The sequence below is a fragment of the Streptomyces sp. NPDC048288 genome (genome assembly GCF_043201555.1).
GTDB lineage: Bacteria > Actinomycetota > Actinomycetes > Streptomycetales > Streptomycetaceae > Streptomyces.
On record NZ_JBICZD010000001.1, the window covers coordinates 70,168 to 96,123 of the forward strand.

A 25,956-nucleotide genomic window follows, 5' to 3' on the forward strand; every position below is an offset into this window, starting at 1 on the left:
CAACTACACCCACGTCCGGGGGCGGTAACGGTTGGCCCGTTCCACCAGGTCGATCCTCTCCTCGCCGCCGGTCGCCAGTCTGGCCAGCGTGCGGTACGAGCGCTCCAGGCCGAAGCGGAGGCCCCGCTCGTCCAGACCACTGCCGAGCAGTACCCGGCTGCCGCCGGCGGCCTCGCCGCCCCGGCCCCCGGAGAGTATCCAGTCCAGCGCGCAGCCGAGGACTTCCGCCGACAACTGCTCGCGCCGGGCCGGATCCAGACCGTACGCGTCCAGCGCCTCGATCTGCCCCGCGGAGGCCGTCAGATCGTCCAGGAACGGCGTGTCGTCGGCCGCCGCGATCCGGTGCCGCAGCCGCGCCCGTACGGCCGCCACCCGGGCCGCCGTGAAGTGGATCGAGGCCTCCGGCACCGACTCCAGGGTCCGTACGGCAGAGCGCCGGTCCCCGGCCGCCAGCCGCACCCGGGCCAGCCCGAAGGCGGAGCTGACGAAGCTCGGGTCGGTCGCCCACACCAGCCGGTAGTACTCGGCCGCGTTGTCCAGCTGGCCCAGCACCTCCGCGCACAGGCCGAGCGCCAGCTTGGGCGCGCTCTCGCCCGGGAAGGCGTCGTAGATCGCGTCGAAGGACAGGGCCGCGCCCTCGAAGTCACCGGTGACCAGGGCGGTCACGCCCCGGTACCAGACCACCCGCCAGTCGTCCGGCTGCTCGTCCTCCAGCGCGCCCAGCGCGGTCAGGGCGGCCTCGTGGTCGCCGCTCTCCAGCCGGGCCCGGACCTGGCGCAGCCGGGTCTCCACGGTCTGCGCCGGCGCGGCGGCCAGCGCCCCGAGCAGCTCGCCCGGTGCCGAGGTCATCATCAGGCCCGCCAGGAAACCGGCGTTCGGGTCGTTCGGATCGACCAGCGGGACCGGCAGGGCGAGGCCGGCGACCGGCGTGGCGACGGTCTTCACCAGGGCGGGGTCGGCGGCGGCCGGCCCCGCTCCCACCGGCTCCAGCGCCAGCGTTCTGGAGGCCACCGCCCGCGCCCCCAGCCGGGACACGTCCCCGGCCAGCTTCGGGAACAGCTCGGTGTCCGTGACCTTCACCTCGGGTCCGAACAGCGTCGACAGCGCGGGCCGGGCCGTGCCGGTCTGCACCGACACCACCTCGCGCAACACACCGGTCAGCTGCTCGGCCATCTCCTGCGCGGAGGCGAACCGGCGGGCCGGGTCCGGGTCGGTGGCCCGGACCAGCAGCCGGTAGAAGGACTCGTACTGCCGGAACACCTCGATGTTGTCCGGGTCGGGCAGCGAGTCCACGAAGACGGTCGTGTAGCCCTGGAAGTCGAAGGTGAGGACCGCGAGGGTACGGCCGACCGTGTACAGGTCGGACGCGACCGACGGGCCGACCTCGGCGACCTCCGGGGCCTGGTAGCCGACCGTGCCGTAGATGGCCGACTCCTCGTCGTCCATCCTGCGCACCGCGCCCATGTCGATCAGCTTGAGCTGGTCCTCGGTCTGGATGGCGTTGTCGACCTTGAAGTCGCAGTAGAGGAGGTTGCGGCTGTGCAGGTGGCCGAGGGCTTCGAGCGCCTCGATGCCGTACGCGCAGGCCTGCTCCACCGGCAGCGGGTCCCGGCGGCCCTCCGGGGTGCGGCGGTCGTTGGCGATCTCCTTCAGGGACTTGCCGCCGACGTACTCCATGACGATGTAGCCGTCGAGGGAGCCGGTGCGCTGGTCGAGGTGCTCGACGAAGTTGTAGATCCGCACGATGTTGGCGTGCTCGATCTCCGCGAGGAACCGCCGCTCGGAGATCGCCGCCTCCATCGCGTCCTGGTCGCCGGTGTCCAGGAGGCCCTTGAGGACCACCCAGCGGTCGGCGACGGCCCGGTCCACGGCGAGGTAGATCCAGCCCAGGCCGCCGTGCGCCAGACAGCCCGCGACCTCGTACTGGCCGTGCACCACGTCCCCGCCCTTGAGCTTGGGCACGAACGAGTACGGGTTGCCGCACTTGGTGCAGAAGCCCTCGGTCCGCCCCGGCCGGTCACCGCGTCCGCGCCCGACCGGCGCCCCGCAGTCCGAGCGCGAGCAGAACCGCTTGCGCTCGGGCACCTCCGGGTTCTCCAGGACCATCTCGCGCGGGTCCGGCCGCGGCACCTGCGGGACCGTCACCAGACCGGCGCCCAGCCGGCTGCGCGCCGAGGCGCTCGCCGACGAACCGGAGCTGCGCACCGACACCGAGCGGCCCGTCGACTTGCCCGACAGGGACCGCGACAGCCGCCCGGAGACCGAGCGCCGCGACTTCGACGACTGCGACGACGTACGCGAGCTGCCACGGCTGCCGGAGCGCGAACTCCCGCTGCCCGCCGAGCCCTTGCCGCCGGCCGTGATCCCGGTGGCCGTCGCCCCGAGCATCCCGCCCTCGGCGGACGGATCCCCGGCCGGGACGACCGGGGCCAGACCGCAGGTGTCGCAGTACAGCTCACCGCCGCCCATGTCCTCGTACGACCCCTCGCAGCCGGGCCGCTGGCACGTCTGTCCCGCCAGGCTCACCGCGCCCCCATCTCCCTTGTCGCTCACGCTCCGGGCCCCCTGCGGTCCTCGGGCCCGCTCTGGTGCGGCACGCGCGGCGCGCGCAGCGCCTCGGCCGCCGCCTGCTGGTAGCGCAGCACCGCCTGCTCCGCGACCCGCAGATCGCAGGGCGCGCTCCACAGCATCCGCCGGGCCGCGTCGTACCGCTCGATCAGGAACGGGTCCTCCGCCAGCCCGTGCCGGGCCACCTTCGCCTTGTACGCGTCCAGCCGGCCGCGCAGCTCCGCGCGGACCGCGAGCGGCGCGGTGACCGCCGTCAACGACTCGCGGGCGCGCAGCAGTTCGTCCTCCGCCTTCTGCTCCAGCGACTCCAGCAGCGGCGACAGCCGGTGCCACTGGGCCTGCCGGCGGTACTCGGCGGCCGTCGCCAGCTGCTCCTGCAGCGCGGTCGGCGGGCCGCTGACCACCGGCACCTCGGTCGCCGCGATCTTCGCGAGCACCTCACCGCGCGCGGTGCGCGCCTCGGCGAGGGTGCGGTCCGCGCGGGAGAGCACGTCCCGCAGCTTGATCAGCCGGGCCTCGGCGTCCTGCCGTACCGTCAGCACGGCGTCGATCTCCCGCCGCACCTCCTCCAGGGCCCGCGCCTCCCGGTCGTACACCGCGGTGTCGGGACGGCCGCCGCCGGGCGCCGAACTCCCCTGGGCGGGGATCCAGAAGGTCAGCGGGTCGGAGACCACGTCCTCGCGGAGCCTGGTCAGGGTGCGGGTGATGCGCTCCAGGTCGTCGCCCGCCGGGTGCTCGCCCGGGCGTACCCCGACCGAGTGCGCCAGCGTGCGGGTGCGCTGCAGCTCGGCGGCGAGTAAATCGATCCGCGCGGGCAGCGCCGACCACACCGCGTCGGCGGTGACGACCATGTCCAGCGAGGTCGCGTACAGCTCGTTCATCCGGTCCACCAGGGCCGCCAGCGAGAAGCGCTCGCTGAGCCGGCCCGCCGCCGACAGCAGCGTCGGCGCGTTCGCCGTCGCCGTGGCGCTGCCCGCCACCGTCACGGACTCGCCGCGCAGCAGCTCGGTCAGCTCCACCAGGTCCTCACGGCTGGACCAGCGGCGCCGGGCCCGGATCTCCCGGGCGGAGCGCAGCGCGTCCGTGTACGCGTCGAAGTAGGCCCACAGCAGGCTGATCGAGGCATCGGCGGTCGTCCACCGCTCCCGGGTCGTCCCGGTCAGCTCGGCGCCTTCCAGGAGCCTGCGGCCCGCGTGGTCCTGCAGGGCGAGCAGCGAGGTCTCGATCGCCTCGTGCTCCGCGCCGAGCCGCGCCAGCGCACGGTCCACCTCGTCCCGGTCCATCACCGGCCCGGCGGGGTCCGTGACGCCCATCGATCACCTCTCACTTGCTTGTCGGGGCCTGGCCGGCGGATGCGGGTCAGCTCGTGCGCAGATACTGCTGCGGTGTGGGCGGTTCCGACCCCGTCGATTTCGTTCCCAGTGTCGCCGACAGCCACTTGCTGTACGACGCCTGCCAGCCGTCGGCCCGGTAGTCCACCAGGATCTGGTTGACCCGGCGTACCAGATCGTCCGCCTTGCTGTTCATCGCCACGCCGTAGTACTCGGTGGTGAACGGCGGGCCCTTCAGCTCGACCGTCGGGTCCTGGGCGGCCTGGCTGGCGGCGAGCGCGCCGTCGGTGATCACCGCGTCGACCTCGCCGAGCTGCAACCGCACCAGGCAGTCCAGCTGGTTGGGCACGACTTTGATCCTCACAGAGGAAGGCAGCCTGGTCCCCTTGTCGGCGGTCACCGCGTCGTAGGCCGTCGAACCGTCCGCGGTGCACACCGTCTTGTTCGCGAGCGTCGCGTCGTACCCCTTGATCGAGGACGACTTCGGCGCCAGTACCTGCTGGCCGGTCTTGAAGTACGGCGCGGAGAACGCGACATCGTCCAGCCGCTTGCAGGTGATGGTCATCGTGCGCACCACCATGTCGACGTCGCCGTGCTGCACCGCCGGTATCCGCTGGCTGGTCGGGATCGCCTTGAACGTCACGTCCTTGGCGTCGCCGAGGATGTCCTTGGCTATCCGGTGCACCAGGTCGATGTCGAAACCCTCCAGGTCCGCAACGGAGTTGTTCGGGTTGCGGTAGCCCCAGCGGTAACTGTTCTGGTCGACGCCGACGATCAGCTTCCGCGCGTCGCCCTTGCGGGCCTTGATGGCGTCGATCGTGGCGCCGTCGGCGCCCGACGGCGACAGGGTCTCGTTCTGTGCCTGGGAATCCTTGCAGTCGTCGGCCCGCACCTGGCTGCCGTTGGTCACTCCGCCCTGCCCGCCCGACCCCTCCTCGCCACCCTCGTCACGGGACTGGGTGAGGGGCAGCAGCAGGACGAACGCCAGCGCCAGAGCGCAGCCGACCGCCATCGCGCCCACGCCGCCCCAGCCGCGCAGGGAGACCCGCAACCTCCGTACGAACATCGCCACGCCCCCTCTCACCGGTACTCCGACAGCCTGCGCCCGATACCGAACAACGCGCCAGAGGCCGCCGCGACCCCCAGCATGGCGGCACCGATCGGCAGCCCGGTCATCGCGTCCCGCCCGTCGGTGGCCCGCTGCTGGAACTCGTGCTCCTCCTGGGCCAACGCGGCCTTCAGGTTGTTGTCGACGCTGTCGAAGCACTCGGCGGTCGCGTCCTTGGGGCCGATCACCTTGGCCAGCGCCGCCTCGTAGTCGCCGTTCTCGTCGTCCTTGCGGGCGTCGGCGTGGCGGTCCTTCCACACCTTCATGTTGCCCTGGGCCGCCACCACGGGCTTGCTGCCCGCCGTGTCGTCCGCGAGCCGCGCCGCCTGGGCGAGGCCCTTGCCGAGGGCGGTCATGTCCTTGTCGAAGTCGTAGTAGTACGCGTCGTAGGACTCGTTGCCGACCTTGATGGTCTCGGCGCCGCGCGCCACCAGGCTCAGGTTCTCGTTGCCCCGCGCGTTCAGGGAGGCGATCCGGGCGTCGTGCAGCACGTTCAGCGAGCGGACGCCGTGGTCGTACGAGCCGTCCAGGCCCGCGCGGGCCAGGGTGTGGCCGACGACCAGCCACAGCAGGGTGATGACGGTGGCCGCGGAGGCCGCCACCAGACCGTGGTTCAGCAGGCGGTTGGTGCGGCGGTAGTGGCGCAGCTGGGCCCAGGCGAGCGCGGCGAGCGCGAGCAGGCCGAGGACGATGGCCGCCCACGGGTACGGCGTCGCGCCCGAGTAGTCCGACGCGAGCCGCGTGTTCTCCTTCTCGTAGAGCTCCTTGGCCGCCGGGAGCATCTCGTCCTGCATCTTGTCGTTCGCGTACCGCAGGTAGGCGCCGCCGACCGGGTAGCCCTGCCGGTTGTAGACCCTGGCCCGCTCCACGAGCCCCTTGTACTCCGGCAGCAGCTTGTTCAGCTTCGATATGGCCGCCTCGGCGGGCGAGCCGGGCTCGGAGTTGGCGGCGGCGTTGACCAGCCCGGCGGCGGCGTTGCGGATGTCCGTCTCGTACGTGTCCTGGGATGCCTTGGTCTCCTGACCGCCCGCCAGGAAGCCGCTGGAGGCCGCCGTGTTGGCGTCCGCCAGCGAGCGGTAGATGTCCGCCGCGCCCGAACTGAGCGGCTGGCTGCGGTGCAGGACGTCGTCGGCGGCGGCCGCGCGGTCGGCCATCTGCCAGGCGGTGACGGCGCCGAACGCGACGATCAGGGCGGCCAGGACGGCGCCGATCAGGCGGAGCCGGCCGGGTTCCGTGGTCGCGGCGGCGCGCAGCCGCTCGATGCCCTCCGCGAACGCGGTACGGCGAGGGGGCGCCGGTGCGGGCAGGCCGGGGCCTGCTCCTGGCGGTGCCGCGCTGCTGATCGGCGGGTGTGTCACGTGACCTCCCCCATGGTCATCCGGTCGCCGCCCAGTATCGCCGCCCGGACCGACATTCGGCACCGGCCTTCACTGGATCTTGATCGGATCGCAGCGGAACCCCTGCCCATGAATACGCCGGGGGGATCGGTTCGGTTCCGGAGGGGTGGTGACGGTGCGTTCCGGGGCGCGGGCCGGTGGGGGCTGGTCGCGCAGTTCCCCGCGCCCCTGGTCCCCCCGGCCGAAGGCTGGGGGAGGCACCCGGCAAGCGCCGGTGAGCGTCCCCACCCCCCCGCCCTCACCCCGGGTCACCCCTCGAAGTACGTCCGCACCCTCTCCTGCACGGTCACCCCCGCCCCCGCCGCGTCCAGTCCCAGCAGGGCCGCTCCCAGCACCGGCCGCGCCGTCACCACCCTCGGTACTGCCTTCGGGGCCCGCGCGGCCAGCAATTCGCGGACGCCGTCGTCGAGTTGGGGGTGGCCGCCGGCCAGGACGCCGCCGCCCAGCAGCACGGGGGTCTCCTCGTCCAGCAGGTCGAGGCGGGTCAGAGCGACCATGGCCATGGACACCACTTCCTGGGCCAGCCGGTCCACGACCGCGCGGGCGACCGGGTCGCCGTCGGCGGCCGTCGCGAAGAGGACCGGGGTCAACTCGTGGCGGCGGGCGGGCTCGACCTCCTCCCGGTGCAGGGCCTCGATCAGCGCGAGCATGGTGTCGTAGCCGAAGTGCGCCGGGAGCGTGCGGGCCAGCGCCGTACCCTCCCCGCGTCCGTCCTCCGCGCGGGCCGCGTGCCACAGGGCCTCCTCGGCGAGGCCCCAGCCGCCGCCCCAGTCACCGGAGATGCGGCCGAGGGCGGGGAAGCGGGCGGTGCGGCCGTCGGGGCGCATGCCGACGCAGTTGATGCCCGCGCCGCAGACGACGGCGACACCGCGGGGCTCGGTCACGCCGGCCCGCAGGATCGCGAAGGTGTCGTTGCGGACCGCCACCGTCGCCCCCCACGCGCGCGTGGCCAGCGCGGCGGCCAACTGCTCCTCCTCGAAGGGGAAGTCGGCGTTGGCCAGGCACGCGGAGACGTGGGCGACGGAGGTGACACCGGCGGCGCCGTACGCCTCGGCGACCGCCTCCGCCACCTCGTCCACGGCCTGTTCCACGCCCACCACCGGCGGCCGGAAGCCGCCGCCGCGGGCCGTGGCGAGGACCTCGCCGTCCGCCGCCACCACCGCGACGTCGGTCTTGCTGTTGCCCGCGTCGATGGCGAGGACACTTGCGGTCAGGCCCACGCGAGGTGCTCCCGGTTGTGCGCGATCAGTCGGTCGGTCAGGGCGTCGGCGTACTCGTACTGGCCGATCAGGGGGTGGGACAGGAGGGCCCGGAAGACGCGGTCCCGGCCGCCGCGCAGGGCCGCCTCCAGGGCCAGCTCCTCGTAGGCGGTCACGTTCGCCACCAGTCCGGCGAACAGCGGGTCGACGTCCGGGACGGACATCGGTACCGGGCCGCTCGCGCCCACCGCCGCCTGGACCTCGATCACCGCGTCGTCGGGGAGGAAGGGCAGCGTGCCGCCGTTGTAGGTGTTCACCACCTGGTAGGGGTTGCCGGTGGTGCCGAGCAGGGCCGCGGCCAGGTCGACCGCCGCCTCCGAGTAGTAGGCGCCGCCCCGCTTGGCGAGCAGCTCCGGCTTCTCGTCCAGGGCCGGGTCGCCGTACATCTCCAGCAACTGCTTCTCCATCGCGGCCACTTCGGCGGCCCGGGACGGCTTGGTGCGCAGCTCGCGCACCACCTCGTCGTGGGCGTAGAAGTAGCGCAGGTAGTAGGACGGGATGACGCCGCCCAGGCGGTCGAGGAGCGCCGGGGGCAGCTTCAGGTCCGCGGCGATCGTGTCGCCGTGCTCCGCGAGCAGCTTGGGCAGGACGTTGTCGCCCTCGGGGCCGCCGAGGCGGACCGCCGTCTCCCAGGTGAGGTGGTTGAGGCCGACGTGGTCGAGGTGGACCTCGGCCGGGGTGACGCCGAGCAGGTTCGCGAACTTCCGCTGGAAGCCGATCGCCACGTTGCACAGCCCGACCGCCTTGTGGCCGGCCTGGAGCAGGGCACGGGTCACGATCCCCACCGGGTTGGTGAAGTCGATGATCCAGGCGTTCGGGTTGGTGCGGCGGACGCGTTCGGCGATGTCCAGGACGACCGGGACCGTGCGCAGGGCCTTGGCCAGGCCGCCGGCGCCGGTGGTCTCCTGGCCGATGCAGCCGCACTCCAGCGGCCAGGTCTCGTCCTGCTGCCTGGCGGCCTGGCCGCCGACGCGCAGCTGCAGCAGCACCGCGTCGGCGCCCTCGACGCCCGCGTCCAGGTCGGAGGTGGTGACGATACGGCCGCCGTGGCCCTGCTTGGCGAAGATGCGGCGGGCCAGTCCGCCCACCAGCTCCAGCCGTTCGGCCGCCGGGTCCACCAGGACCAGTTCCTCGACGGGCAGGGTGTCCCGCAGGCGGGCGAAGCCGTCGATGAGTTCAGGGGTGTAGGTCGAGCCTCCGCCGACCACAGTGAGTTTCATGTACGGGTTAACCCTTCACTCCGGTGAGCGTGACGCCCTCGACGAACGCCTTCTGGGCGAAGAAGAAGACGAGGATCACGGGGGCCATGACCAGCACGGTCGCGGCCATGGTCAGGTTCCAGTCGGTGTGGTGCATGCCCTTGAAGGACTCCAGGCCGTAGGAGAGGGTCCAGGCGCCCGGGTTCTCGGACGCGTAGATCTGGGGGCCGAAGTAGTCGTTCCAGGCGTAGAAGAACTGGAAGAGGGCGACGGCGGCGATGCCCGGCTTCGCCATGGGGATCACCACCCTGAGGAGGGTCCTGAGGTCGCCGCAGCCGTCCACCTTCGCCGCGTCCAGGTACTCGTTCGGGATCGTCGTCAGGAACTGGCGCAGCAGGAAGATGGAGAACGCGTCACCGAACGCCATCGGCACGATCAGCGGCCACAGGGTGCCGGACAGGTCCAGCTGCTTCGCCCAGAAGAGGTACATCGGGATGATGACCACCTGCGGCGGCAGCATCATCATCGAGATCACCAGCATCAGGGACAGGTTGCGGCCGCGGAAGCGGAACTTGGCGAGCGCGTACGCCACCGGGAGCGAGGAGACGACGGTCAGGACGGTGCCCAGGCCGGCGTAGATCAGGGTGTTCTTCCACCAGGTCAGGAAGCCGGGGGTGTCGAAGACCTTCTTGTAGTTGCCCCATTCCCACGTGTGCGGGATCAGGTCCCGGCTCAGTGCCTGGCTGTCGCTCATCAGCGAGGTCAGGAACACGAACACGAAGGGGAGGGTGAAGAACAGGGCGGCGGCGACGCCGAGGGAGTGGACCGCCACCCAGTTCAGCAGGGCCTTGCGGCGGGCCTCGCGTTCGGCGTCCGACGCCGGGGCCTTCAACTCCGTCGGCCGGTCCAGTACTTGGGTCATCGTCAGTCACCTGCCTGGATGAGACCGCCCCGGCGCCGCATCAGGAACGCGGTGAACACCATGGACAGGGCGAAGAGCACGAGGGCGACGACACACGCGGAGCCGTAGTCGAAGCGCTGGAAACCGAGGTTGTAGACGAGCTGGGGGAGGGTGAGCGTCGACTTCTCCGGATACCCGGGCTCGAACTGCGTGCCCGCGCCCTGGATGACGCCCGAGGCGACCTTTCCGGCGATGAGCGGCTGGGTGTAGTACTGCATCGTCTGGATGACACCCGTGACGACCGCGAACATCACGATGGGCGAGATGTTGGGGAGCGTGACGAACCGGAAGCGCTGCCACGCGGAGGCGCCGTCCAGTTCCGCCGCCTCGTACTGCTCCTTGGGCACGTCGAGCAGCGCCGCCATGAAGATGACCATCAGGTCGCCGACGCCCCACAGCGCGAGCAGGGTCAGGGCCGGCTTGGACCAGGTGGGGTCGTTGAACCAGCCGGGGGCCGGGATGCCGATCTTCTCCAGCATCGAGTTGACCGGCCCGGTGCCCGGGTTGAGGAGGAAGGCGAAGGCCATCGTCGCGGCGACCGGCGGGGCCAGGTACGGCAGATAGAAGAGGGTGCGGAAGATCCCGGTACCCGTCTTTATCTTCGTGATGAGCATGCCGATGCCGAGTCCGAAGACGACCCGCAGCGAGACCATCACGACCACGAGCCACAGGGTGTTGCGCATCGCGGGCCAGAAGTAGGGATAGTGCTCGAAGACGTACGTCCAGTTCTTCGTGCCGGTCCACGTCGGCGGTTTGAAGCCGTCGTAGTGCATGAAGGAGAAATAGACGGTGGAGAGCAGCGGGTACGCGAAGAAGACCGAGAACCCGATCAGCCAGGGCGACATGAAGGCGATCGTCCGAAGCGCCGACCTGCGGCGCTTCGACGCCAGCGTGATGGTGCTCATCGCTACTTCGCCTGCGCGATGTCCGTGTCGATCTGCTGGGCCGTGGCCGCCAGACCGGACTTGAGATCCTTGACCTTGCCGCTCTCGTAGTCGTATCCGAAGTTCTGGATCGTCGCCAGGTACACACCGCCGTTGATGGAGGCGGGAGATGTCGTGGAGTTCGGGTTGGCGGCGATGTCCAGGAAGGTCTTGAAGCGCGGGTCGTACTTCAGCTTCGGCGACTTCAGGGCGGCCAGCGTGGACGGCACGTTGTGGATGGCGTTGGAGAAGTTCACCACCGCGTCCGTGTCCGTGGTGATGTACTTGACGAACTCCCAGGCCGCGTTCTGCTTCTTGCTGGTGGCGGCGATACCGGCGATGGTGCCGGTGATGTAGCCCTTGCCGTACTGCGCGACCTGGTCGTCGGGCACGGGCAGCGGCGCGACGCCGATGTCGAACTTCGTCTTGGCGTCCACGGCCATGCCGAGCCGCCACTCGCCGTCGAGCTGCATGGCGACCTGGCCGGTCTGGAAGGGGTGCTTCTCGCCCCACTCGTCGCCGAGCGTCGCCCGGTACTTCTCCAGCTTCTGGAATCCGCCGAGGTCGTCGACGAGGTTCTTCTGCAGCGTGAACGCCTCGGTGAAAGCGGGGTCCTTGGCGATGTTCGACTTGCCGTCGGAGGTGAAGTACGTCGGCGAGAACTGCGCCGCGTAGTGCTCGGTCGTGGTCTCCCAGCCGTGGTAGTCCGGCATGAAACCGAGCTGCTTGTAGCTGTCGCCCTGGGTGATCGTCAGTTTCTTGGCGTCCGCGGTGAATTCGGTCCACGTCTTCGGCGGGCTGGTGATGCCGGCCTTCTTGAACGCCGTCTTGTTGTAGTAGAGGCCGTACGCGTCCCCGAGCAGCGGCGCCGTGCAGCGGTTGCCGTCGTACTGGGTGTACTCGTTCATCGCCTTCGGGAACGTCGTCTCCGGGTCGATGCCGGACTTCTTGAAGAACGGGTTGAGGTCGACCAGCGCGCCCGAGGAGCAGAACTTGCCCACGTTGTTGGTGGTGAACGACGAGATGACGTCCGGGGCCTTGTCGCCGCCGCTGCGCAGCGCCTGGTTGATCTTGTCGTCGGTCATGTTGGAGACGACGTTGACGTGAATGTTGGGGTGCGCCTTCTCGAAGCCGGCGATCAGCGCGTTGACCGCCTTCACCTCGTTCGGGGCGCTCCAGGCGTGCCAGAAGTTGATGGTGGTGTTCGCGGAGGCGTCGTCGGAGGCGCCGGAGGAGGACTGGCCGGTACAGGCGGTGGTGAGCAGGGCCAGCGAACTGGTCAGCACAGTCAGGGCAAAAGCCGTCTTTCGGGCGGCTGAGGGTGTGCGAGAGGGCATGACGGGATCTCCCAAGGGCGGGCGGGACGGGAAGAAGGGGGAGGAGCCGGGGTCAGCGCGAGGTGTCGAAGACCTCGTCGCGGGTGGTCGCGAGGGCGCTCTCCAGCGCGCCGCGCAGCACGGGGTGTTCCTGGACGTCGCCGACGACGAGCCGGGGCCGGGCGGCCGCCAGCTCCTCCAGCTCGGCCTGGACCAGGGCGCGCAGGACCTCGCCGCCGGCGGTCAGGACGGTGCCGCTGAGGACGACGAGTTCGGGGTCGAGGACGGAGACGAGGGAGGCGAGACCGGTGGCGAGCCGGGTCGCGTAGGTACGGAGGAGTTCGTGGTGCGGGCCGGTGCCGTGATCGGTGGCGCGGGTGACGAGTGCGGCGGCGACCTCGGAGTGCGAGCCGGTGGGCAGGTCCTCGATGCCGAGTTCGCGGGCGAGCCGGGGAAGGGCCTGCGAACCGGCGAGTTCCTGGTAACCACCGCTGTTGGCCTTGGTCACCTGGCGCACCAGCGGGGTGCCCGGCACCGGCAGGAAGCCGACCTCGCCGGCGCCGCCGGTCCAGCCGCGGTGCAGCCGCCCGCCGAGGACCAGGGCGGCGCCGAGGCCCTCCTCGTTCCACAGCAGCACGAAGTCGCCGTGGCCGCGGGCCGCGCCGAGCCGCTGTTCGGCGATGGCGACGAGGTTGACGTCGTTCTCGTACTCGACGGGCATCGGCAGCGCGGCGGCGAGGTCGTCGAGCAGCGCGGGGGAGTGCCAGCCGGGCAGGTGCGAGGCGTAGCGCAGCCGGCCGGTGCCCGGGTCGAAGGCGCCGGGGGTGCCGACGACGACCCGGTGGAGGTCGTCGCGGGCCAGCCCGGCCGCCTTCACCGCGCCGTCCAGGGCGTCGGTGACCTGCCGTACGACGGACTGCGCGGAGCGCCTGCCCGGGGTCGGCAGCTCGTACTCGCCGACCGTGCGGCCGGTGACGTCGGCGACGGCGGCCCGGATCCGGGCGGGGTTGACATCGAGCCCGGCGGCGTGGGCGGCGGCCGGATTCACCGAGTACAGCTGGGCGTTGGGGCCCGGCCGTCCCTCGCTCGTCCCGGTCGCCAGGACCAGTCCGGCCGCCTCCAGGCGGGCCAGCAGCTGGGAGGCGGTCGGCTTGGAGAGGCCGGTGAGCTTGCCGATCCGGGTGCGCGAGAGCGGGCCGTGCTGCAGCAGCAGGTCCAGTGCGGCGCGGTCGTTCATGGCGCGCAGCACACGCGGGGTGCCCGGCGTACCGGCGGTTCCTGCCATGGGGTTCGACACCTGCCTTTCCAGCCGCTCAGTTTCCCAGTGACCTGGGCGATCGGTCCAGCCGGGGAACCGGCCGGACCGCTCTCCTTGATCACTGTTAGGAAAGTTTCCTGTTGGCTGGAAAAAGTAGGCCGCCGGGAGAAGTGCGTCAATAGCCCGCAGGCGCGGCAACGTACTCGTTACCTGGACATGGACATACGGCAGGGCCCGCCCGGAAGATCCGGACGGGCCCTGCCGTAGGTCTGCGGCTCTGTCAGAGCTTGGTGGCCGGCGGGTCCACCTCGATGTGGTCGCCGGTGGCCTTCGCCGCGGCGGTGGTCGTCGTACCGGCGAAGACGAAGCGGTAGTAGCCGGTCTTCGACGCCTTCACGGTGGTGGACAGGGCGCCGCCGGTGCCGGAGGTGATGCCCTTGACGTTCTTGTACGTGCTGGTGCCCTCGGTGCGGAACTGGAGGACGACCTTCTGCCCCTTGTAGCCCGAGTACGTGCCGGTCTCCCAGTTGGCCCGGGTCAGCTTGCCCTTGACGGTGATCGTCTTGCCCGTGATCGCCGGTTCGGGGCTCGCGTCGACGGTCAGCTTGGCCGCGCGCTGCACCTTGGCGGTGGTCAGGTTGCCCCAGATGGCCACGTCGGACTCGGAGCTGAGGAAGTCGTCCGAGACGGTGGCGTCGAAGTGGGCGTACAGGCCCGCGGCCTTCCACGTGGTGGCGTCCGCGGAGTCGTACAGGTACTCGTCCGGGTCGACCGGGATGGTCTCGGAGCAGCTCTCGGTGACCGTGGTGTCCGTCGTGGAGGTCGTCGTGCAGGTGGGCATGACCTCCGGGTCCAGCTCGTTGTCGAGGGTCCGCAGCGTGCCGCGGTAGAGCATCACCGCGGCGAACGTCTTCTTGTTGTCGATGACCAGGTCGGCGGGCCGGGTCAGGGTGTACGTCACCGGCACGTTCACCGTCTTGGTGGTGCCGACGACGATCGCCTTGCCCTTGTTGACGGTCACGTCGGAGAAGACCAGGTTCGGAGTGGCCGCCGACGCGGCGGGCGCCGCGATGCCGGCCAGGGCCAGGGAGCCGGACAGGGCGGCGCCTATGGCGAGCTTTCTCATAAGTCCCCACAATCGAGACGGGTCCCCGGGCGACGTCGCGCTCCAGAACAAGGACCCGTGATGCGGCGACCATAGATCATCGCGAAGACGGGGAGAATACGGGGGACCTGTGAAGACCGTCTGAATCCGTCCGCAGCCGAGCCGGCGGTCACGGCTCCGTCACGATCTTCGTCCGGCCTGGTCAACGCCCCCCGTCTCATAGCTTCCTGTCCTTTGATCTCGACACCGACCAGGAGAACGGCGACCGACCATGACCCCTCGAAGACGGCTCTTCGTACGGCTGTTGCGCGGCGCCTGCGGTGATTCCGTGGGGCCGCTCCTTACCCTGTGCGTCCTCGAACTCGTCGACGAGGGTTTCTCCCCGACGACCCTGCGGCACCTGGCCGGGTACCCGGTGGTCTTCCTCGCGCTCGCGCTGCTCTGGGCCGGCTGCCGGACCGGTCTGCTGGTGCGCAGGGCGCGCGGGCTGGGCGTCGAGGCCGGTGATCGGCTCCTGGACGCCACCCAGAGCCACACCCTCACAGGTGTCCCGTTCGACCGGATCCGTGCCGAACTGGGCGCGGCCCGGCGGGCGTCCGACGTCGGCGACGGCAACCCGGTCGACTTCCGCTGGCGCCTGTACCGCACCCGGCTGTTCGCCCCGGCCTCGGTCACCTTCGACGACTCCTCGGGCGAGGCCCGCGTGGAGGTCCGCGCCTCCGAGCACCTTGGGAGCGGCATCCTGCGGGGCGCCGCGTTCACCGCGCTCTGCCAGATAGTGCGCACGCTGCGGCCCCGGGAGGCGAAGTGAGACGGCGTCACCTCGGGATCGTGCTCGGCGCCCTCCTCCTGGCGACGGCGGGCTGCACCACGACGACGGTGAAGAAGGCCGAGGACAAGCCCTCGGCGAAGGCGTCCGCCACCACCCCCGCCTGCCCGGGCGGGACCTTCCGGTGGGCCGGCGTGACGCGGGAGAAACGGCTCACCGAGATCTCCCCGGTCGTGACGGTGAAGGACGGTGACCGCGGCTGGATCACCTTCCGCACCCAGCTCGTCCGCGACATCGTCCCCCGGGTCGACACCAGCGACGGAAGCGTTTCCGCGCACCGCGTCCTGGCCGCGCTCGCCAAGCGCCTCAAGTGGTGGGACGCGGAGCAGTTCGCCGCGCCCGGGGAGGAATCCGCCGACCGCAGGCCTCCGCCGCTCAAGATGGGCACCCTCGGGCACGGCGGGCGCTACGTCGACGCCAAGGCGGTGTCGGTCGTGGAGGGCAGCTTCACCGTCGCCTGTCCCGGCCGCACCGTCTACGGCAGCGTCACCACCTGGCTCAACGGCAACACCGACTCCTCCCTGGAGTGCGGTGTCGACCCGCACACCGACGAAGCCTGGGTCAAGGAGGCCTACCGGCTCGCCTGCGGCGGCAAGGCTACTTAGCCGGCCGCTGCGAGGCGATCGGGGTCGTCGCCGCCACCTGCGGGGAGTCCGCGTTGGAGAAGACGGACGGCGCGGCCACGGCCGCCGTCGGATCCGGGATCTCGTCCTCGCTCAGCACGGTCGGCACGCCACCCACGATCCGGATGTCCGCCGCGTCGAAGGCCCGCTTGATCCGCCAGCGCAGCTCGCGCTCCACGGTCAGCGCCTTGCCGGGCATGGTCTTGGCGGAGAGCCGGACGACCATCGAGTCGATGAGGACGGAGTCCAGGCCGAGGATCTGGATCGGGCCCCACAGCAGCTCGTTCCAGGGCTCCTCCTTGGCCATCTTCTCGGCGACCTCGTCCAGGGTGGCCCGGACCTTGTCGAGGTCCTCGCTGGGCCGCACGGTGACGTCGACACCGGCGGTGGCCCAGCCCTGCGAGAGGTTGCCGATCCGCTTCACCTCGCCGTTGCGGACGTACCAGATCTCGCCGTTGTCGCCGCGCAGCTTGGTCACCCGCAGCCCGACCTCGATGACCTCGCCGGAGGCCACCCCCGCGTCGATCGAGTCGCCGACGCCGTACTGGTCCTCCAGGATCATGAAGACGCCGGACAGGAAGTCCGTGACCAGGTTCCGGGCGCCGAAACCGATCGCGACACCGGCGACACCGGCCGAGGCCAGCAGCGGCGCGAGGTTGATCTGGAAGGCGGACAGCACGGTCAGCGCGGCCGTGCCCAGGATCACGAAGCTCGCCATCGACCGCAGCACGGACCCGATCGCTTGCGAGCGCTGCCGCCGCCGCTCCGCGTTGACCAGCAGCCCGCCGAGGGTGGTGCCCTCCGCCGACTCGGCCGTGCGGTTCATCCGGTCGATGAGCTTGGTTATCGACCGCAGCACGACGTTTCTGAGCACCACCGCGATCACCAGGATCAGCAGCACCTTCAGGCCTATCGCCAGCCAGGTCGACCAGTTCTGCTCGACCCAGCTCGCGGCGTTGGTGGCGCTCTCCTGGGCGTCCTGGAGCGTGGGGACCGCCGGGGTCGACGAACCCGAGGGGCTCGGCGACGGCGACGAACCGGCGGCCAGTAGGACGGCGGGCAAGGACACGGCGGGTACCTCCAGGCGGTGCGGTACTGCCCTCCGGTACGGCGGTCACGGGTCGTACGGCTGGTTCAAGGTCACGAAAAGGTCACCGGACGGGCAGGATCACCACACTAACGGGGCATTGTGTGTGGGCCCGACCGATACGAGAAGGAGAGACCGTCCTCACGCCCGCTTGAACAGGGCGGCGAGCGGGGGATGAATGCGGTGTGGTCGAAAACACTCCCAGCCCGTTACGCGGACATGGTGGCGCGTCCACCAGGCAAGAGGGGAGACTGGCCACAGATCGTCCCGGCGCGAGCCACGCGCCGCCGACGCCCAAGGAGGCACCCGTGCCGCATGTCCTGGTCCTCAACGCGTCGTACGAGCCGCTCGGCGTCGTACCGCTCCGCCGCGCGCTCATCCTCGTCCTGGAGAACAAGGCTGTCGCCTTGGAGGAATCCGGCGCCTTTATGCACAGCGCAACCGTCACAGTCCCCGCACCCAGCGTGGTCCGGCTCAAGCGATTCGTACGGGTTCCCTACCGGGGGCCCGTTCCTCTCACCCGCAGGGCGCTCTTCGCCCGCGACGGGGGCCGGTGCATGTACTGCGGTGGCGTCGCAACCAGCGTCGACCACGTCATCCCGCGCAGTCGCGGGGGTCAGCACGTCTGGGACAACGTGGTGGCGTCCTGCCGCCGCTGCAACCACGTCAAGGCCGACCGCCATCTCTTCGAGATCGGCTGGCGGCTGCGGCACAAACCAGCCCCACCCACCGGCCTGGCCTGGCGCATCATCGGCACCGGCCATAGGGACCCGCGCTGGCTGCCGTACTTGCAGCCGTACGGCGCGGACGACGCCCTGGCCCGGATCGACGGCATCTCCGCCTGACGATCCGGGCCTTCGCATACCCCGTGGCCGCCGGCTCGGCCACGGGGCTCTTCGGGACGCGCCCGCCCCGGCTCTCACGCGTAGCGCAGCTCCGCCGGGCGCACCGAGCGGCGCAGCAGGGGCAGCGAGGTGGCCGCCGCGAGCAGACAGCACGCGTACACGCCCACCGGGACCAGCAGCGCCACGTACGGCACCCCCACGGCGGCGCGCTCCCCGGCGAGCGCCGAGTACCAGACCCCGATCCCCATGCCGCCCGCACCCGCCACCGTGACCGCGGGAAGCAGCGGCAGCGCGGTCTCCAGCAGCAGCGCCCGGGCCAGCACCCCGTGCGGCACCCCGGCGGCGGTCTGGACCGCCAGGCCCCGGCGCCGGGTGGCCAGGGACTCCGCGGTGCCCACGGCGAGCCCGGACAGCACGATCACCAGGGCGAGGAGGATCGCGACGGCCGTCAGATCGAGCCCGTCGGTGTAGTACGACAGGCCCATCCCGAGGTGGCCCTCGCGCTCGGCGGCGCGCAGGTCGGCGAGCAGCACCTGCCGGACCCCCACGAAGGCCGTGCCGACGACCGTCACCAGCAGCACGGCCGCGTGCGTCCGGGCCGCCGCCCACGGGTCGTCGCGCAGCCGTTCCGCCGCGATCAGCACCGCGGGGCTGTCCGTGCGCGCGGCGAGCGCCGTGCCCAGCCGCCGGGCGGACCAGCCCGCCAGCCCCACCGCCACGGCGCCGATCAGCAGGCTCAGGGCGAAGACCACGAGCGGGCCGACGGCGAGCCCGAACAGGGGGAGCGAGAAGGGGTCGCGCACGAACACGGCCACCACCACGAACAGCGCGGACACGCCCAGCAGGACGGTCGCCACCCGGAACAGCCGCCCCGGACCCGCGGGCGGCACCCGTCGTACGACACCCAGCGGCGACGCCACCACGCGGCGCAGCGACAGCGCGCCCACCGCCGCGCCGGCCGCCGGCACCAGCAGGACCATCGCGGCGAGGCCGGCCCAGGCCAGGGGGACGGGGTGGGACCACAGGCGGAGCAGGACCGGCACCGAGACCGCCGTGGCCGCGGCGGAGCCGGCCAGGCAGGCGAGCCCCGACTCCAGCGCCGCGGTCCGCCGCACCTGCGCGGGCCCGGCCCCGGCCAGCCGCAGCGCGGCCAGCCGCCGGTCGCGGTGCACGGCACCGATCCGCGCGCTCTGCCCGAGGAACCCGTACACCGGGATGAGCAGCATCGTCAGCGCGGCGACCACACCGCCCCGGGTCCCCTCCTCGTCCAGCAGGCCGCCGCCGACCCCGATGTGATGGTGGCCGTCCATCGGCACCAGCACGGCGACGACCGTACCGAGCCCGGTCGCGAGGGCGGCCCCGGCCGCCGTCAGCACGATCCGCCACCACTCCCGCCGGTCCGACCCCCGGGTCAGCAGCCAGGCGAGCGCCAGATCGGCCCTCACGCGGTCACCCCCGCCGGCCGCACGGCCCCGTCGCTCAGCCGCGCCTCGCGGTCCGCGTACGCCGCCACCTGGGCGTCGTGCGTGATCAGCAGGACGGCCGCGCCCGTCTCCCGGACCGTGTGCACCAGGCCGGTCATCACCTGCTCGCTCGCCAGCGAGTCCAGCGCCCCGGTCGGCTCGTCCGCGAAGACCACCTTCGGGCCGGTCACCAGCGCCCGGGCCAGCGCGGCCCGCTGGGCCTGCCCGCCGCTCATCGCGCCCGGCCGCAGCTCCTCCTGCCCGCGCACCCCGAACCGCTCCAGCCACTCGCCGGCCCGCGCCCGGGCGTCCGCACGGGCCGCCCCCGCGAGCATCAGCGGCAGCGCCACGTTGTCCAGCGCCGTGAGCTCCGGGATCAGCTGCCCGAACTGGAAGACCACCCCGAAGTCGGTCCGCCGCAGCTCGCTCAGCCGCTTCTCGGGCAGCCCGTCCAGCCGCTCCCCGGCGTACGTCACCGAGCCCGCGTCCGGGCGGACGATCCCGGCGAGGCAGTGCAGCAGCGTGGACTTCCCGCTGCCGCTGGCGCCGGTCACGGCGAGGATCTCGCCCGCGCGCAGCTCGACCGAGGCGCCGCGCAGGGCCTCGGTCCTGCCGTGTGCCTTGGCCAGGTCCCGGCCCGTCAGCAGCGGTATCGGGGTGCCCCCCTGGGTGCTCATGCTGAGTCGACCTCCGCGGTCAGAGTGGTGAGCCGGGCCGCCGTCGTGGTCATCCAACGGAGGTCGGCGTCGAGGTGGTTGAGGGCGAAGTCCGCCGAGAGCACGGTCGTCAGATCGGCCTTCCGCGCCGTCTTGACGGCGGTGAGTTCCCGCATCCGCTCCATGTGCGCGGCGCGCTGGTCGCGCAGGTAGGCGGCCGGGTCGCCGCCGGCCAGGATCGACACCACGACCTTGGCGAAGATCTCGTTCGCCACGAACGGCGCCGGCGGGGTGGTCGCCCCCGCCCAGCGGGCCAGTTCGTGCGCGCCCGCCTCCGTCGAGCGGTAGCGGGTCCGCTCCGGGCCGCCGTCCGTGTCGGTGCCGTCGAACTCCGCCAGGCCGTCGCGGACCAGGCGCTGCAGGGTCGTGTAGACCTGCCCGTAGGCCAGCGGGCGGGCCTGCGGGAACCGCTCGTCGTGGCGCCGCTTGAGGTCGTAGCCGTGACTCGGGCCGGACTCCAGCAGCCCCAGGAGGATGTGCCGGGTGCTCATGGAGATCAGTATGCACCGGCTACATGTACTGAGTGAATAGTCGCTCCGGTTTCCGTCGAGAGTGCCGTCCCGTTCACTGGGTAGGCCTGCCATGACCCGGCACCCGCCGCCGTACCCGACGAAACGACGAGGAGGCCACCGTGGCCGCAACGGTTCATCATCCGATCCCGGCCCAGTTCAAACCCTTGGCGCAGACCGAGGAGGAGTCCCACCTGTGCGTGTTCAGCGCCGAGAGCGCCTGCGCGGAGGCCCCGCTGACCAGTGAGCCGCCGCTGCCCGACGCCGAGCCCCTCACCAGCGAACCGCCGCTCGCCGACGCGGCCCCGCTGACCAGCGAGCCGGGGTTGTAGATGAGCGAAGCCGCTCCCTGCGACGGGGAGCTGTCCCGGCTGGCGGAGCTGCACGGCGTCGCCACCTCCTACAGCCCGTCCCCGGACCGTACGGTCGCCGCCTCGGCCTCCGCCGTGATCGCCGCCCTCGGCGCCCTGGGCGTCGACGCGAGCGGCCCGGAAGCCGTCCGCACCGCCCTCGCCGACCGCGAGCGGCACCTCGCCGAACGGCTGCTGCCGCCGACCGTCGTCCACTGGGCGGGCGCCGGCGGGATCGACCTCGGCCTGCCCGCCGGGACCCGCCTGGAGGTGCGTACGGAGGACGGAGAGACCCTCGACGCCGAGACCCTCGACCGCGTACGCGACCTGCCGCTCGGCGTCCATCGGCTGACCGCCACCGCCCCCGACGGCCGCGACGGCCACTGCCACCTCGTCGTCGCCCCCGACCGGCTGCCCACCCCGGCCACCCGCTCCTACGGCCTCCTCGTCCAGCTCTACTCGCTGCTCTCCCGGCGCTCCTGGGGCATGGGCGACCTCGGCGACCTCGCCGCCCTGGCCGACTGGGCCGGACGCACCGCCGGGGCCGGGTTCGTGCAGGTCAACCCGTTGCACGCGGCTGTCCCCGGGGCCCCCACCGACCCGTCCCCGTACCGCCCCTCCTCTCGCCGCTTCCCGGACCCGGTGCATCTGCGGCTGGAGTCCGTCCCCGAGTACACCGAGGACCCCGCGCTCGCCGAACGCGCCGGACGGCTGCGCGCCGCCGTCCTCGACCAGGGCGCCCTCATCGACCGGGACGCGGTGTGGGAGCTGAAGCGGGAGGCGCTGGAGGCGGTGGCCGGCGTACCGCTCGATCCGGCCCGGCAGGCCGCCTACGACGCCTTCCGCGCGGCGGAGGGGCAGGACCTGGAGGACCACGCCACCTGGTACGCGCTCGCCGAGAAGTACGGCTCCGAGTGGCGCCGGTGGCCCGAGGCGCTGCGCGACCCCCGCTCGGCGGAGACCGCCCGGGCCCGTGCCGGGCTGGCCGACCGCGTCGGCTTCCACACCCGGCTCGCCTGGCTCACCGTCACCCAGCTCACCGACGCCCAGCGCACCGCTCGCGAGGCCGGGATGCCGGTCGGGATCGTGCACGACCTCGCCGTCGGCGTGCATCCCCAGGGCGCCGACGCCTGGGCGCAGGGCGCGTTCTTCGCCGCCGGGATGTCCGTCGGCGCCCCGCCCGACGCCTTCAACGCCCGCGGCCAGGACTGGGGCCTGCCGCCCTGGCGCCCCGACCGCCTCGCCGCCTCCGGCCACGCCCCCTTCCGCGGCCTCCTGCGCGCCCTCTTCCGCTACGCCGGCGCCCTGCGCATCGACCATGTGATGGGCCTGTTCCGGCTCTGGTGGGTCCCGGAGGGCCGCCCGCCGACGGAGGGCACCTACGTCCGCTACGACGCCGAGGCCATGCTGGCCCTGCTCGCCCTGGAGGCGATCCGGGCGGGCGCGGTGGTGATCGGGGAGGACCTGGGCACCGTGGAGCCGGGGGTCCGCGAGACGCTCCAGCGGCACGGGGTCCTCGGCACCTCCGTCCTCTGGTTCGAACGGGACTGGGCGGGTGACGGCCGGCCGCTGCCCCCGCACCGCTGGCGCGCCGACTGCCTGGCCACCGCCACCACCCACGACCTGCCGTCCACCGCCGCCCGCCTCACCGGCGAACACGTCGAACTCCGCGACCGCCTCGGCCTGCTGACCCGCCCGGTGGCCCAGGAGCTGGCGGAGGCGAAGGCCGACACGGCGGAGTGGCTGGCCCTGCTGATCAGCCTGGGCCTGCTCGCCGGGACCGACGTCGGCGACGAGGAGGCCGAGATCCGGGCCGTCCACCGGTTCCTGCTGCGCACCCCCGCCCGCATGATCGGCGTCTGGCTCCCGGACACCGTCGGCGACCGCCGCCCGCAGAACCTCCCCGGCACCTGGGACCAGTACCCGAACTGGCGCCTGCCCGTCGCGGACCCGGCGGGCCGTCCGGTGACCCTGGAGGAGCTGACCGCGTCGCGGCGGGCGCGGGCCCTGCTGGAGACCCTCGACGCGGACCGGGCCCCATGATCCCGTTAACAGGTACCCCGGACGCGCGCCTGCCAGGTCGGCCCGCTAACTTGGGGATCGTGGACAAGAAGAACGCCCTGCGCGCCGGCGCCCTGGCTGCCGGTACGACGCTGATGATGCTGCTCATGTCGTCCCCCGCGCTCGCGCTCACGCGTGACGACGGTGACGACCCCGGCAAGGGCCTGAGCGTCGTCCAGACGCTGGGCCTCTACGTCCTGGCCCCGCTCGTGCTGTTCGCGGTCATCGCCGGTCTGGTGATGGTGCTGGACAAGTCGACGGTCCGGGTCACCAAGCCGAAGGCCAAGGCGTAGGTCCCGGCCTTCCCACAGCCTCTTCGTTCCACCGAGGGCGCCGGTCGCCTTCCGTACGTGTCGTGCGTACGGGAGCCGACCGGCGCCCTCGGCGCGTCCTCGGGCGGCGCGTTCTCCGGCGGTGCGTCGCTCAGGGACTCGGCGCGGTCAGGTACCGCTGCACGGTCGGCCCGAGCCATGCCACGACCTCCGCACGGGCCAGCGCCACGGCCGGCGGCAGCCGCAGCACGTACCGGGTGAGGGCGAGCCCCAGCAACTGCGTGGCACACAGCGCCGCCCGCGCCGGCACCTGCTCGGGGTCCGGGCACACCCGCTGGGCCACCGGCACCACCTGCTCCCGGAAGATGCCCTGCAGACGCTCGGCGCCCGCCTTGTTGGTGACCCCGACCCGCAGGACCGCGGTGAGCTCCTCGTTCTCCTCCCAGATGTTCAGGAAGTGCTCCACCAGGGCCCGCCCGACCTCGGCGCGCGGTGCCTGCGAGAGGTCGGGAATCCGCAGGTCGAGGGCGACGGCGGCCGCGAAGAGGCCGTCCTTGCTGCCGAAGTAGCGCATGACCATGGAGGGGTCGATGTGCGCGTCCTTGGCGATGGCGCGGATGGTGGCGCGCTCGTAGCCGTCGGTGGCGAAGCGCTCGCGGGCGGCGGCGAGGATCGCGGAGCGGCTGGCGTCGGAGCGGCGCGCCGCCGGGCCGTGCGCGGAATCTGTGCTTCTACTGGGGGTGCCGGTCATGCCAACGAGCGTAGGCCAACATCTGTGGGCCAACAAGTGTTGACGCCTAAGGCGGCACCGCTCTAAACTCGTCAACGAGCGTTGGCAAACAAGCGTTGACCTCCAGGAGGCCCTCATGAACGGCACGACTGGCACCTCGGGAACACCCCGCGTGATCGTCGTCGGCTCCGGTCCCACCGGCCTGCTCCTGGCCGGTGACCTCGCCGCCGCCGGCATCCCGGTCACCCTCCTCGAAAAGCGCCCCCACAAGATCAGCAACCTCTCCCGCGCCTTCGTCCTGCACGCCCGCGCCCTGGAGCAGCTGGACGCCCGGGGTGTCGCCGACGACCTGGAGGCCGTCGGCCGGCCCATCAGCCGGATGAACCTCTTCGACGGGCTCACGCTGGACCTCGGCGCCCTTCCCTCCCGCTTCAACCACGTCCTCGTCCTGCCGCAGTACGAGGTGGAGAAGGTGCTGGAGCGCCGGGCCGCCGAGGCGGGTGTCGACTTCCGGCACGACTGCGAGGTGACCGGCCTGACCCAGGACGCGGACGGCGTGACGGTCCACGTCAGGGGCGGGGAGGAGCTGCGCGCCGCGTACGTCGTCGGCACCGACGGCATGCGCAGTGTGGTGCGGGAGGCGGTCGGGCTGCCGTTCCCGGGCAGGTCGGCGATCCGGTCCGTGGTCCTCGCCGACGTGCTGCTCGCCGAGCAGCCCGAGACGCTGCTGACGGCCGCCGCGGTCGGCGACGCGTTCGCGTTCCTGGCGCCGTTCGGCGACGGCTATTACCGGGTGATCTGCTGGCACCGGGGCCGTGACGTCCCCGACCACGAGCCGGTGGGCCTCGACGAGGTCAAGGAGATCACCCGCCTCGCCCTGGGCCGGGACTACGGGATGCACGACGCCCGCTGGATGTCCCGCTTCCACAGCGACGAGCGCCAGGCGCCCAGCTACCGGGTCGGCCGGGTCTTCCTGGCCGGCGACGCGGCCCACGTGCACACCCCGGCCGGCGGCCAGGGCATGAACACCGGCCTCCAGGACGCGGCCAACCTGAGCTGGAAGCTCGCCGCCGTGCTGCACGGCCACGCCGCCCCGGACCTGCTCGACACCTACCAGAGCGAACGGCACCCCGTCGGCCGGACCGTGCTGCGCAGCAGCGGCGCGATCGTCCGGCTCGCGATGGCCAAGGGCTGGCAGCTGCCCGTGCGGGCCGCGCTCGCCACCGCGCTCAACCACCTCGCCCCGGCCCGCCGCAAGGCGGTCGGCCAGGTCACCGGCATCGGCTACCGGTACCCCGCCCCCAGGGGCGCGCACCGCCTCACCGGCACCCGCGTTCCCGACGTCGTGACGGCCGGCGGCGGCAGGCTCTACGAAGCGCTGCGCGGCGGCCGGTTCGTGCTGATCACCCAGGGCCCCTACGACCCGGGCACGGAACGTGCGGACCGCCTGACCGCGGCCCGCTGGGCGAGCGCCCGTCGTACGACTGTGCTGGTGCGCCCCGACGGCTACGTGGCCTGGGCGGCCGAGGACGCCCAGGCGCCGGACATCGAGAGGGCGCTGGCCACCCATGTCGGGTGACCGGCTCAGCCGATGGTGAAGTCCGCGGCCCTGGTATCGAAGGTGGTGTGCCCGTCCTTCGCCGTGGCGAGCACGGCGATGTGCCAGGTGCCGTGCGGGGACGAGGCGACGTCGGCAGCGGACACCGCGTCCTTGTACACGCACCGCACGGTGTGGGCGCCGGCCGGCGTGCAGGTCGCCGACTCCACCGGGGCCATCTCCTCGGCGGTCAGCTGCTTCTTCGCGAACACCGACTTGTCCGGCCAGGCCAGCACCTTCAGGCTCTTGACGCCGGAGGGCGCGCTGACCTCGGTGGTGAAGGAGACCGAGCCGTCCCGGCCGGCCTCCGGAGCGGTGTAGCGGGCGGTGCTGTGCGCCAGGGCGGGCGCGGGGTCCTGCTCACCGGCGTAGGCGAGGGCGAACGCCCCGGCACCGCCGAGCACGACGACACCGGCGACCACGGACAGGGCGATACGACGGGACATGGC

Annotated in this window: 24 protein-coding genes; 7 read left to right on the plus strand and 17 right to left on the minus strand. The window is 72.1% G+C overall.

The window, feature by feature from the left end; genetic code table 11:
- Nucleotides 1-3 precede the first annotated feature (3 nt).
- The 11 genes from ACGFZS_RS00310 to ACGFZS_RS00360 all read right to left on the minus strand — a co-directional run bounded on the left by ACGFZS_RS00310 (nucleotide 4) and on the right by ACGFZS_RS00360 (nucleotide 14,446).
- Complete coding sequence (locus ACGFZS_RS00310) at nucleotides 4-2,469, minus strand: tetratricopeptide repeat protein (RefSeq protein ID WP_393794089.1); 2,466 nt, start codon at nucleotides 2,467-2,469, stop codon at nucleotides 4-6.
- Between the two features lie 80 nt (nucleotides 2,470-2,549).
- Nucleotides 2,550-3,881 carry a hypothetical protein gene (locus tag ACGFZS_RS00315; RefSeq protein WP_393533219.1) on the minus strand — a complete coding sequence of 444 codons (1,332 nt, stop codon included), beginning with the start codon at nucleotides 3,879-3,881 and terminating at the stop codon, nucleotides 2,550-2,552.
- Between the two features lie 46 nt (nucleotides 3,882-3,927).
- Entirely contained in the window at nucleotides 3,928-4,965 is a 1,038-nt protein-coding gene (locus ACGFZS_RS00320) for a glutamate ABC transporter substrate-binding protein (RefSeq protein WP_393793250.1), read from the minus strand.
- 14 nt (nucleotides 4,966-4,979) lie between these two features.
- Nucleotides 4,980-6,365, minus strand: coding sequence for a hypothetical protein (locus ACGFZS_RS00325; protein ID WP_393793251.1), 1,386 nt, complete (start codon nucleotides 6,363-6,365; stop codon nucleotides 4,980-4,982).
- A 287-nt stretch (nucleotides 6,366-6,652) separates the two neighbouring features.
- Nucleotides 6,653-7,624, minus strand: coding sequence for an N-acetylglucosamine kinase (locus ACGFZS_RS00330; protein WP_393793252.1), 972 nt, complete (start codon nucleotides 7,622-7,624; stop codon nucleotides 6,653-6,655).
- Nucleotides 7,615-8,883, minus strand: a complete 1,269-nt coding sequence (locus tag ACGFZS_RS00335; RefSeq protein ID WP_359223714.1) for a 6-phospho-beta-glucosidase — start codon at nucleotides 8,881-8,883, stop codon at nucleotides 7,615-7,617. The genes ACGFZS_RS00330 and ACGFZS_RS00335 overlap by 10 nt, the downstream gene beginning before the upstream one ends.
- 7 nt (nucleotides 8,884-8,890) lie before the next feature.
- The gene (locus ACGFZS_RS00340) at nucleotides 8,891-9,784 is read right to left on the minus strand and encodes a carbohydrate ABC transporter permease (RefSeq protein WP_316772780.1); all 894 of its coding nucleotides are present in this window, start codon (nucleotides 9,782-9,784) and stop codon (nucleotides 8,891-8,893) included.
- 2 nt (nucleotides 9,785-9,786) lie between these two features.
- Entirely contained in the window at nucleotides 9,787-10,728 is a 942-nt protein-coding gene (locus ACGFZS_RS00345) for a carbohydrate ABC transporter permease (protein WP_393793253.1), read from the minus strand.
- 2 nt (nucleotides 10,729-10,730) lie between these two features.
- Entirely contained in the window at nucleotides 10,731-12,083 is a 1,353-nt protein-coding gene (locus tag ACGFZS_RS00350; RefSeq protein ID WP_393793254.1) for an ABC transporter substrate-binding protein, read from the minus strand.
- A gap of 52 nt (nucleotides 12,084-12,135) precedes the next feature.
- Nucleotides 12,136-13,347, minus strand: coding sequence for an ROK family transcriptional regulator (locus ACGFZS_RS00355; protein WP_393793255.1), 1,212 nt, complete (start codon nucleotides 13,345-13,347; stop codon nucleotides 12,136-12,138).
- Between the two features lie 253 nt (nucleotides 13,348-13,600).
- Nucleotides 13,601-14,446, minus strand: a complete 846-nt coding sequence (locus ACGFZS_RS00360) for a hypothetical protein (RefSeq protein ID WP_393793256.1) — start codon at nucleotides 14,444-14,446, stop codon at nucleotides 13,601-13,603.
- A gap of 250 nt (nucleotides 14,447-14,696) precedes the next feature.
- Here ACGFZS_RS00360 and ACGFZS_RS00365 point away from each other — a divergent pair, with 250 nt between their 5' ends.
- The gene (locus ACGFZS_RS00365; RefSeq protein ID WP_393793257.1) at nucleotides 14,697-15,236 is read left to right on the plus strand and encodes a hypothetical protein; all 540 of its coding nucleotides are present in this window, start codon (nucleotides 14,697-14,699) and stop codon (nucleotides 15,234-15,236) included.
- Entirely contained in the window at nucleotides 15,233-15,859 is a 627-nt protein-coding gene (locus tag ACGFZS_RS00370; RefSeq protein ID WP_393793258.1) for a hypothetical protein, read from the plus strand. Before ACGFZS_RS00365 ends, ACGFZS_RS00370 begins: the two co-directional genes overlap by 4 nt.
- Here the strand turns inward: ACGFZS_RS00370 and ACGFZS_RS00375 are convergent.
- Complete coding sequence (locus ACGFZS_RS00375; RefSeq protein WP_393656857.1) at nucleotides 15,852-16,946, minus strand: mechanosensitive ion channel family protein; 1,095 nt, start codon at nucleotides 16,944-16,946, stop codon at nucleotides 15,852-15,854. The genes ACGFZS_RS00370 and ACGFZS_RS00375 overlap by 8 nt on opposite strands.
- A 326-nt stretch (nucleotides 16,947-17,272) precedes the next feature.
- Here ACGFZS_RS00375 and ACGFZS_RS00380 point away from each other — a divergent pair, with 326 nt between their 5' ends.
- Complete coding sequence (locus tag ACGFZS_RS00380) at nucleotides 17,273-17,809, plus strand: HNH endonuclease (RefSeq protein WP_355711725.1); 537 nt, start codon at nucleotides 17,273-17,275, stop codon at nucleotides 17,807-17,809.
- Nucleotides 17,810-17,883: 74 nt separating this feature from the next.
- On the opposite strand, the gene ACGFZS_RS00385 is transcribed toward ACGFZS_RS00380, so the two are convergent.
- The 3 genes from ACGFZS_RS00385 to ACGFZS_RS00395 are packed head-to-tail and all read right to left on the minus strand — an operon-like array spanning nucleotide 17,884 to nucleotide 20,479.
- Nucleotides 17,884-19,254: an FtsX-like permease family protein gene (locus ACGFZS_RS00385; RefSeq protein WP_393793259.1), complete on the minus strand. Its 1,371-nt coding sequence runs from the start codon at nucleotides 19,252-19,254 to the stop codon at nucleotides 17,884-17,886.
- The gene (locus ACGFZS_RS00390) at nucleotides 19,251-19,949 is read right to left on the minus strand and encodes an ABC transporter ATP-binding protein (RefSeq protein WP_393793260.1); all 699 of its coding nucleotides are present in this window, start codon (nucleotides 19,947-19,949) and stop codon (nucleotides 19,251-19,253) included. Before ACGFZS_RS00390 ends, ACGFZS_RS00385 begins: the two co-directional genes overlap by 4 nt.
- On the minus strand, nucleotides 19,946-20,479 hold the full coding sequence (locus ACGFZS_RS00395; protein WP_393793261.1) for a PadR family transcriptional regulator: 534 nt from the start codon (nucleotides 20,477-20,479) through the stop codon (nucleotides 19,946-19,948). Before ACGFZS_RS00395 ends, ACGFZS_RS00390 begins: the two co-directional genes overlap by 4 nt.
- Before the next feature lie 140 nt (nucleotides 20,480-20,619).
- On the opposite strand from ACGFZS_RS00395, the gene ACGFZS_RS00400 reads away from it, so the two are divergent.
- From ACGFZS_RS00400 to ACGFZS_RS00410, 3 genes are read left to right on the plus strand one after another with little or no spacing between them, the layout of a single operon-like run.
- Nucleotides 20,620-20,829, plus strand: coding sequence for a hypothetical protein (locus tag ACGFZS_RS00400; RefSeq protein WP_393533179.1), 210 nt, complete (start codon nucleotides 20,620-20,622; stop codon nucleotides 20,827-20,829).
- Entirely contained in the window at nucleotides 20,830-22,890 is a 2,061-nt protein-coding gene (gene malQ, locus ACGFZS_RS00405; protein WP_393793262.1) for a 4-alpha-glucanotransferase, read from the plus strand.
- A 59-nt stretch (nucleotides 22,891-22,949) separates the two neighbouring features.
- A complete protein-coding gene (locus ACGFZS_RS00410) occupies nucleotides 22,950-23,201 on the plus strand; it encodes a hypothetical protein (RefSeq protein ID WP_355711715.1) in 252 nt (83 codons plus the stop codon).
- 130 nt (nucleotides 23,202-23,331) lie between these two features.
- Here the strand turns inward: ACGFZS_RS00410 and ACGFZS_RS00415 are convergent, their stop codons facing one another.
- Nucleotides 23,332-23,931: a TetR family transcriptional regulator gene (locus tag ACGFZS_RS00415; RefSeq protein ID WP_365682502.1), complete on the minus strand. Its 600-nt coding sequence runs from the start codon at nucleotides 23,929-23,931 to the stop codon at nucleotides 23,332-23,334.
- A 115-nt stretch (nucleotides 23,932-24,046) separates the two neighbouring features.
- Between ACGFZS_RS00415 and ACGFZS_RS00420 the strand changes: the two genes are divergently transcribed.
- Nucleotides 24,047-25,489 (plus strand): FAD-dependent monooxygenase, encoded by a 1,443-nt coding sequence (locus tag ACGFZS_RS00420; RefSeq protein ID WP_393793263.1) that lies wholly within the window; start codon nucleotides 24,047-24,049, stop codon nucleotides 25,487-25,489.
- Nucleotides 25,490-25,494: 5 nt separating this feature from the next.
- Here ACGFZS_RS00420 and ACGFZS_RS00425 read toward each other — a convergent pair whose 3' ends face one another.
- Entirely contained in the window at nucleotides 25,495-25,953 is a 459-nt protein-coding gene (locus ACGFZS_RS00425) for a DUF5707 domain-containing protein (RefSeq protein ID WP_393793264.1), read from the minus strand.
- Nucleotides 25,954-25,956: the final 3 nt, after the last annotated feature.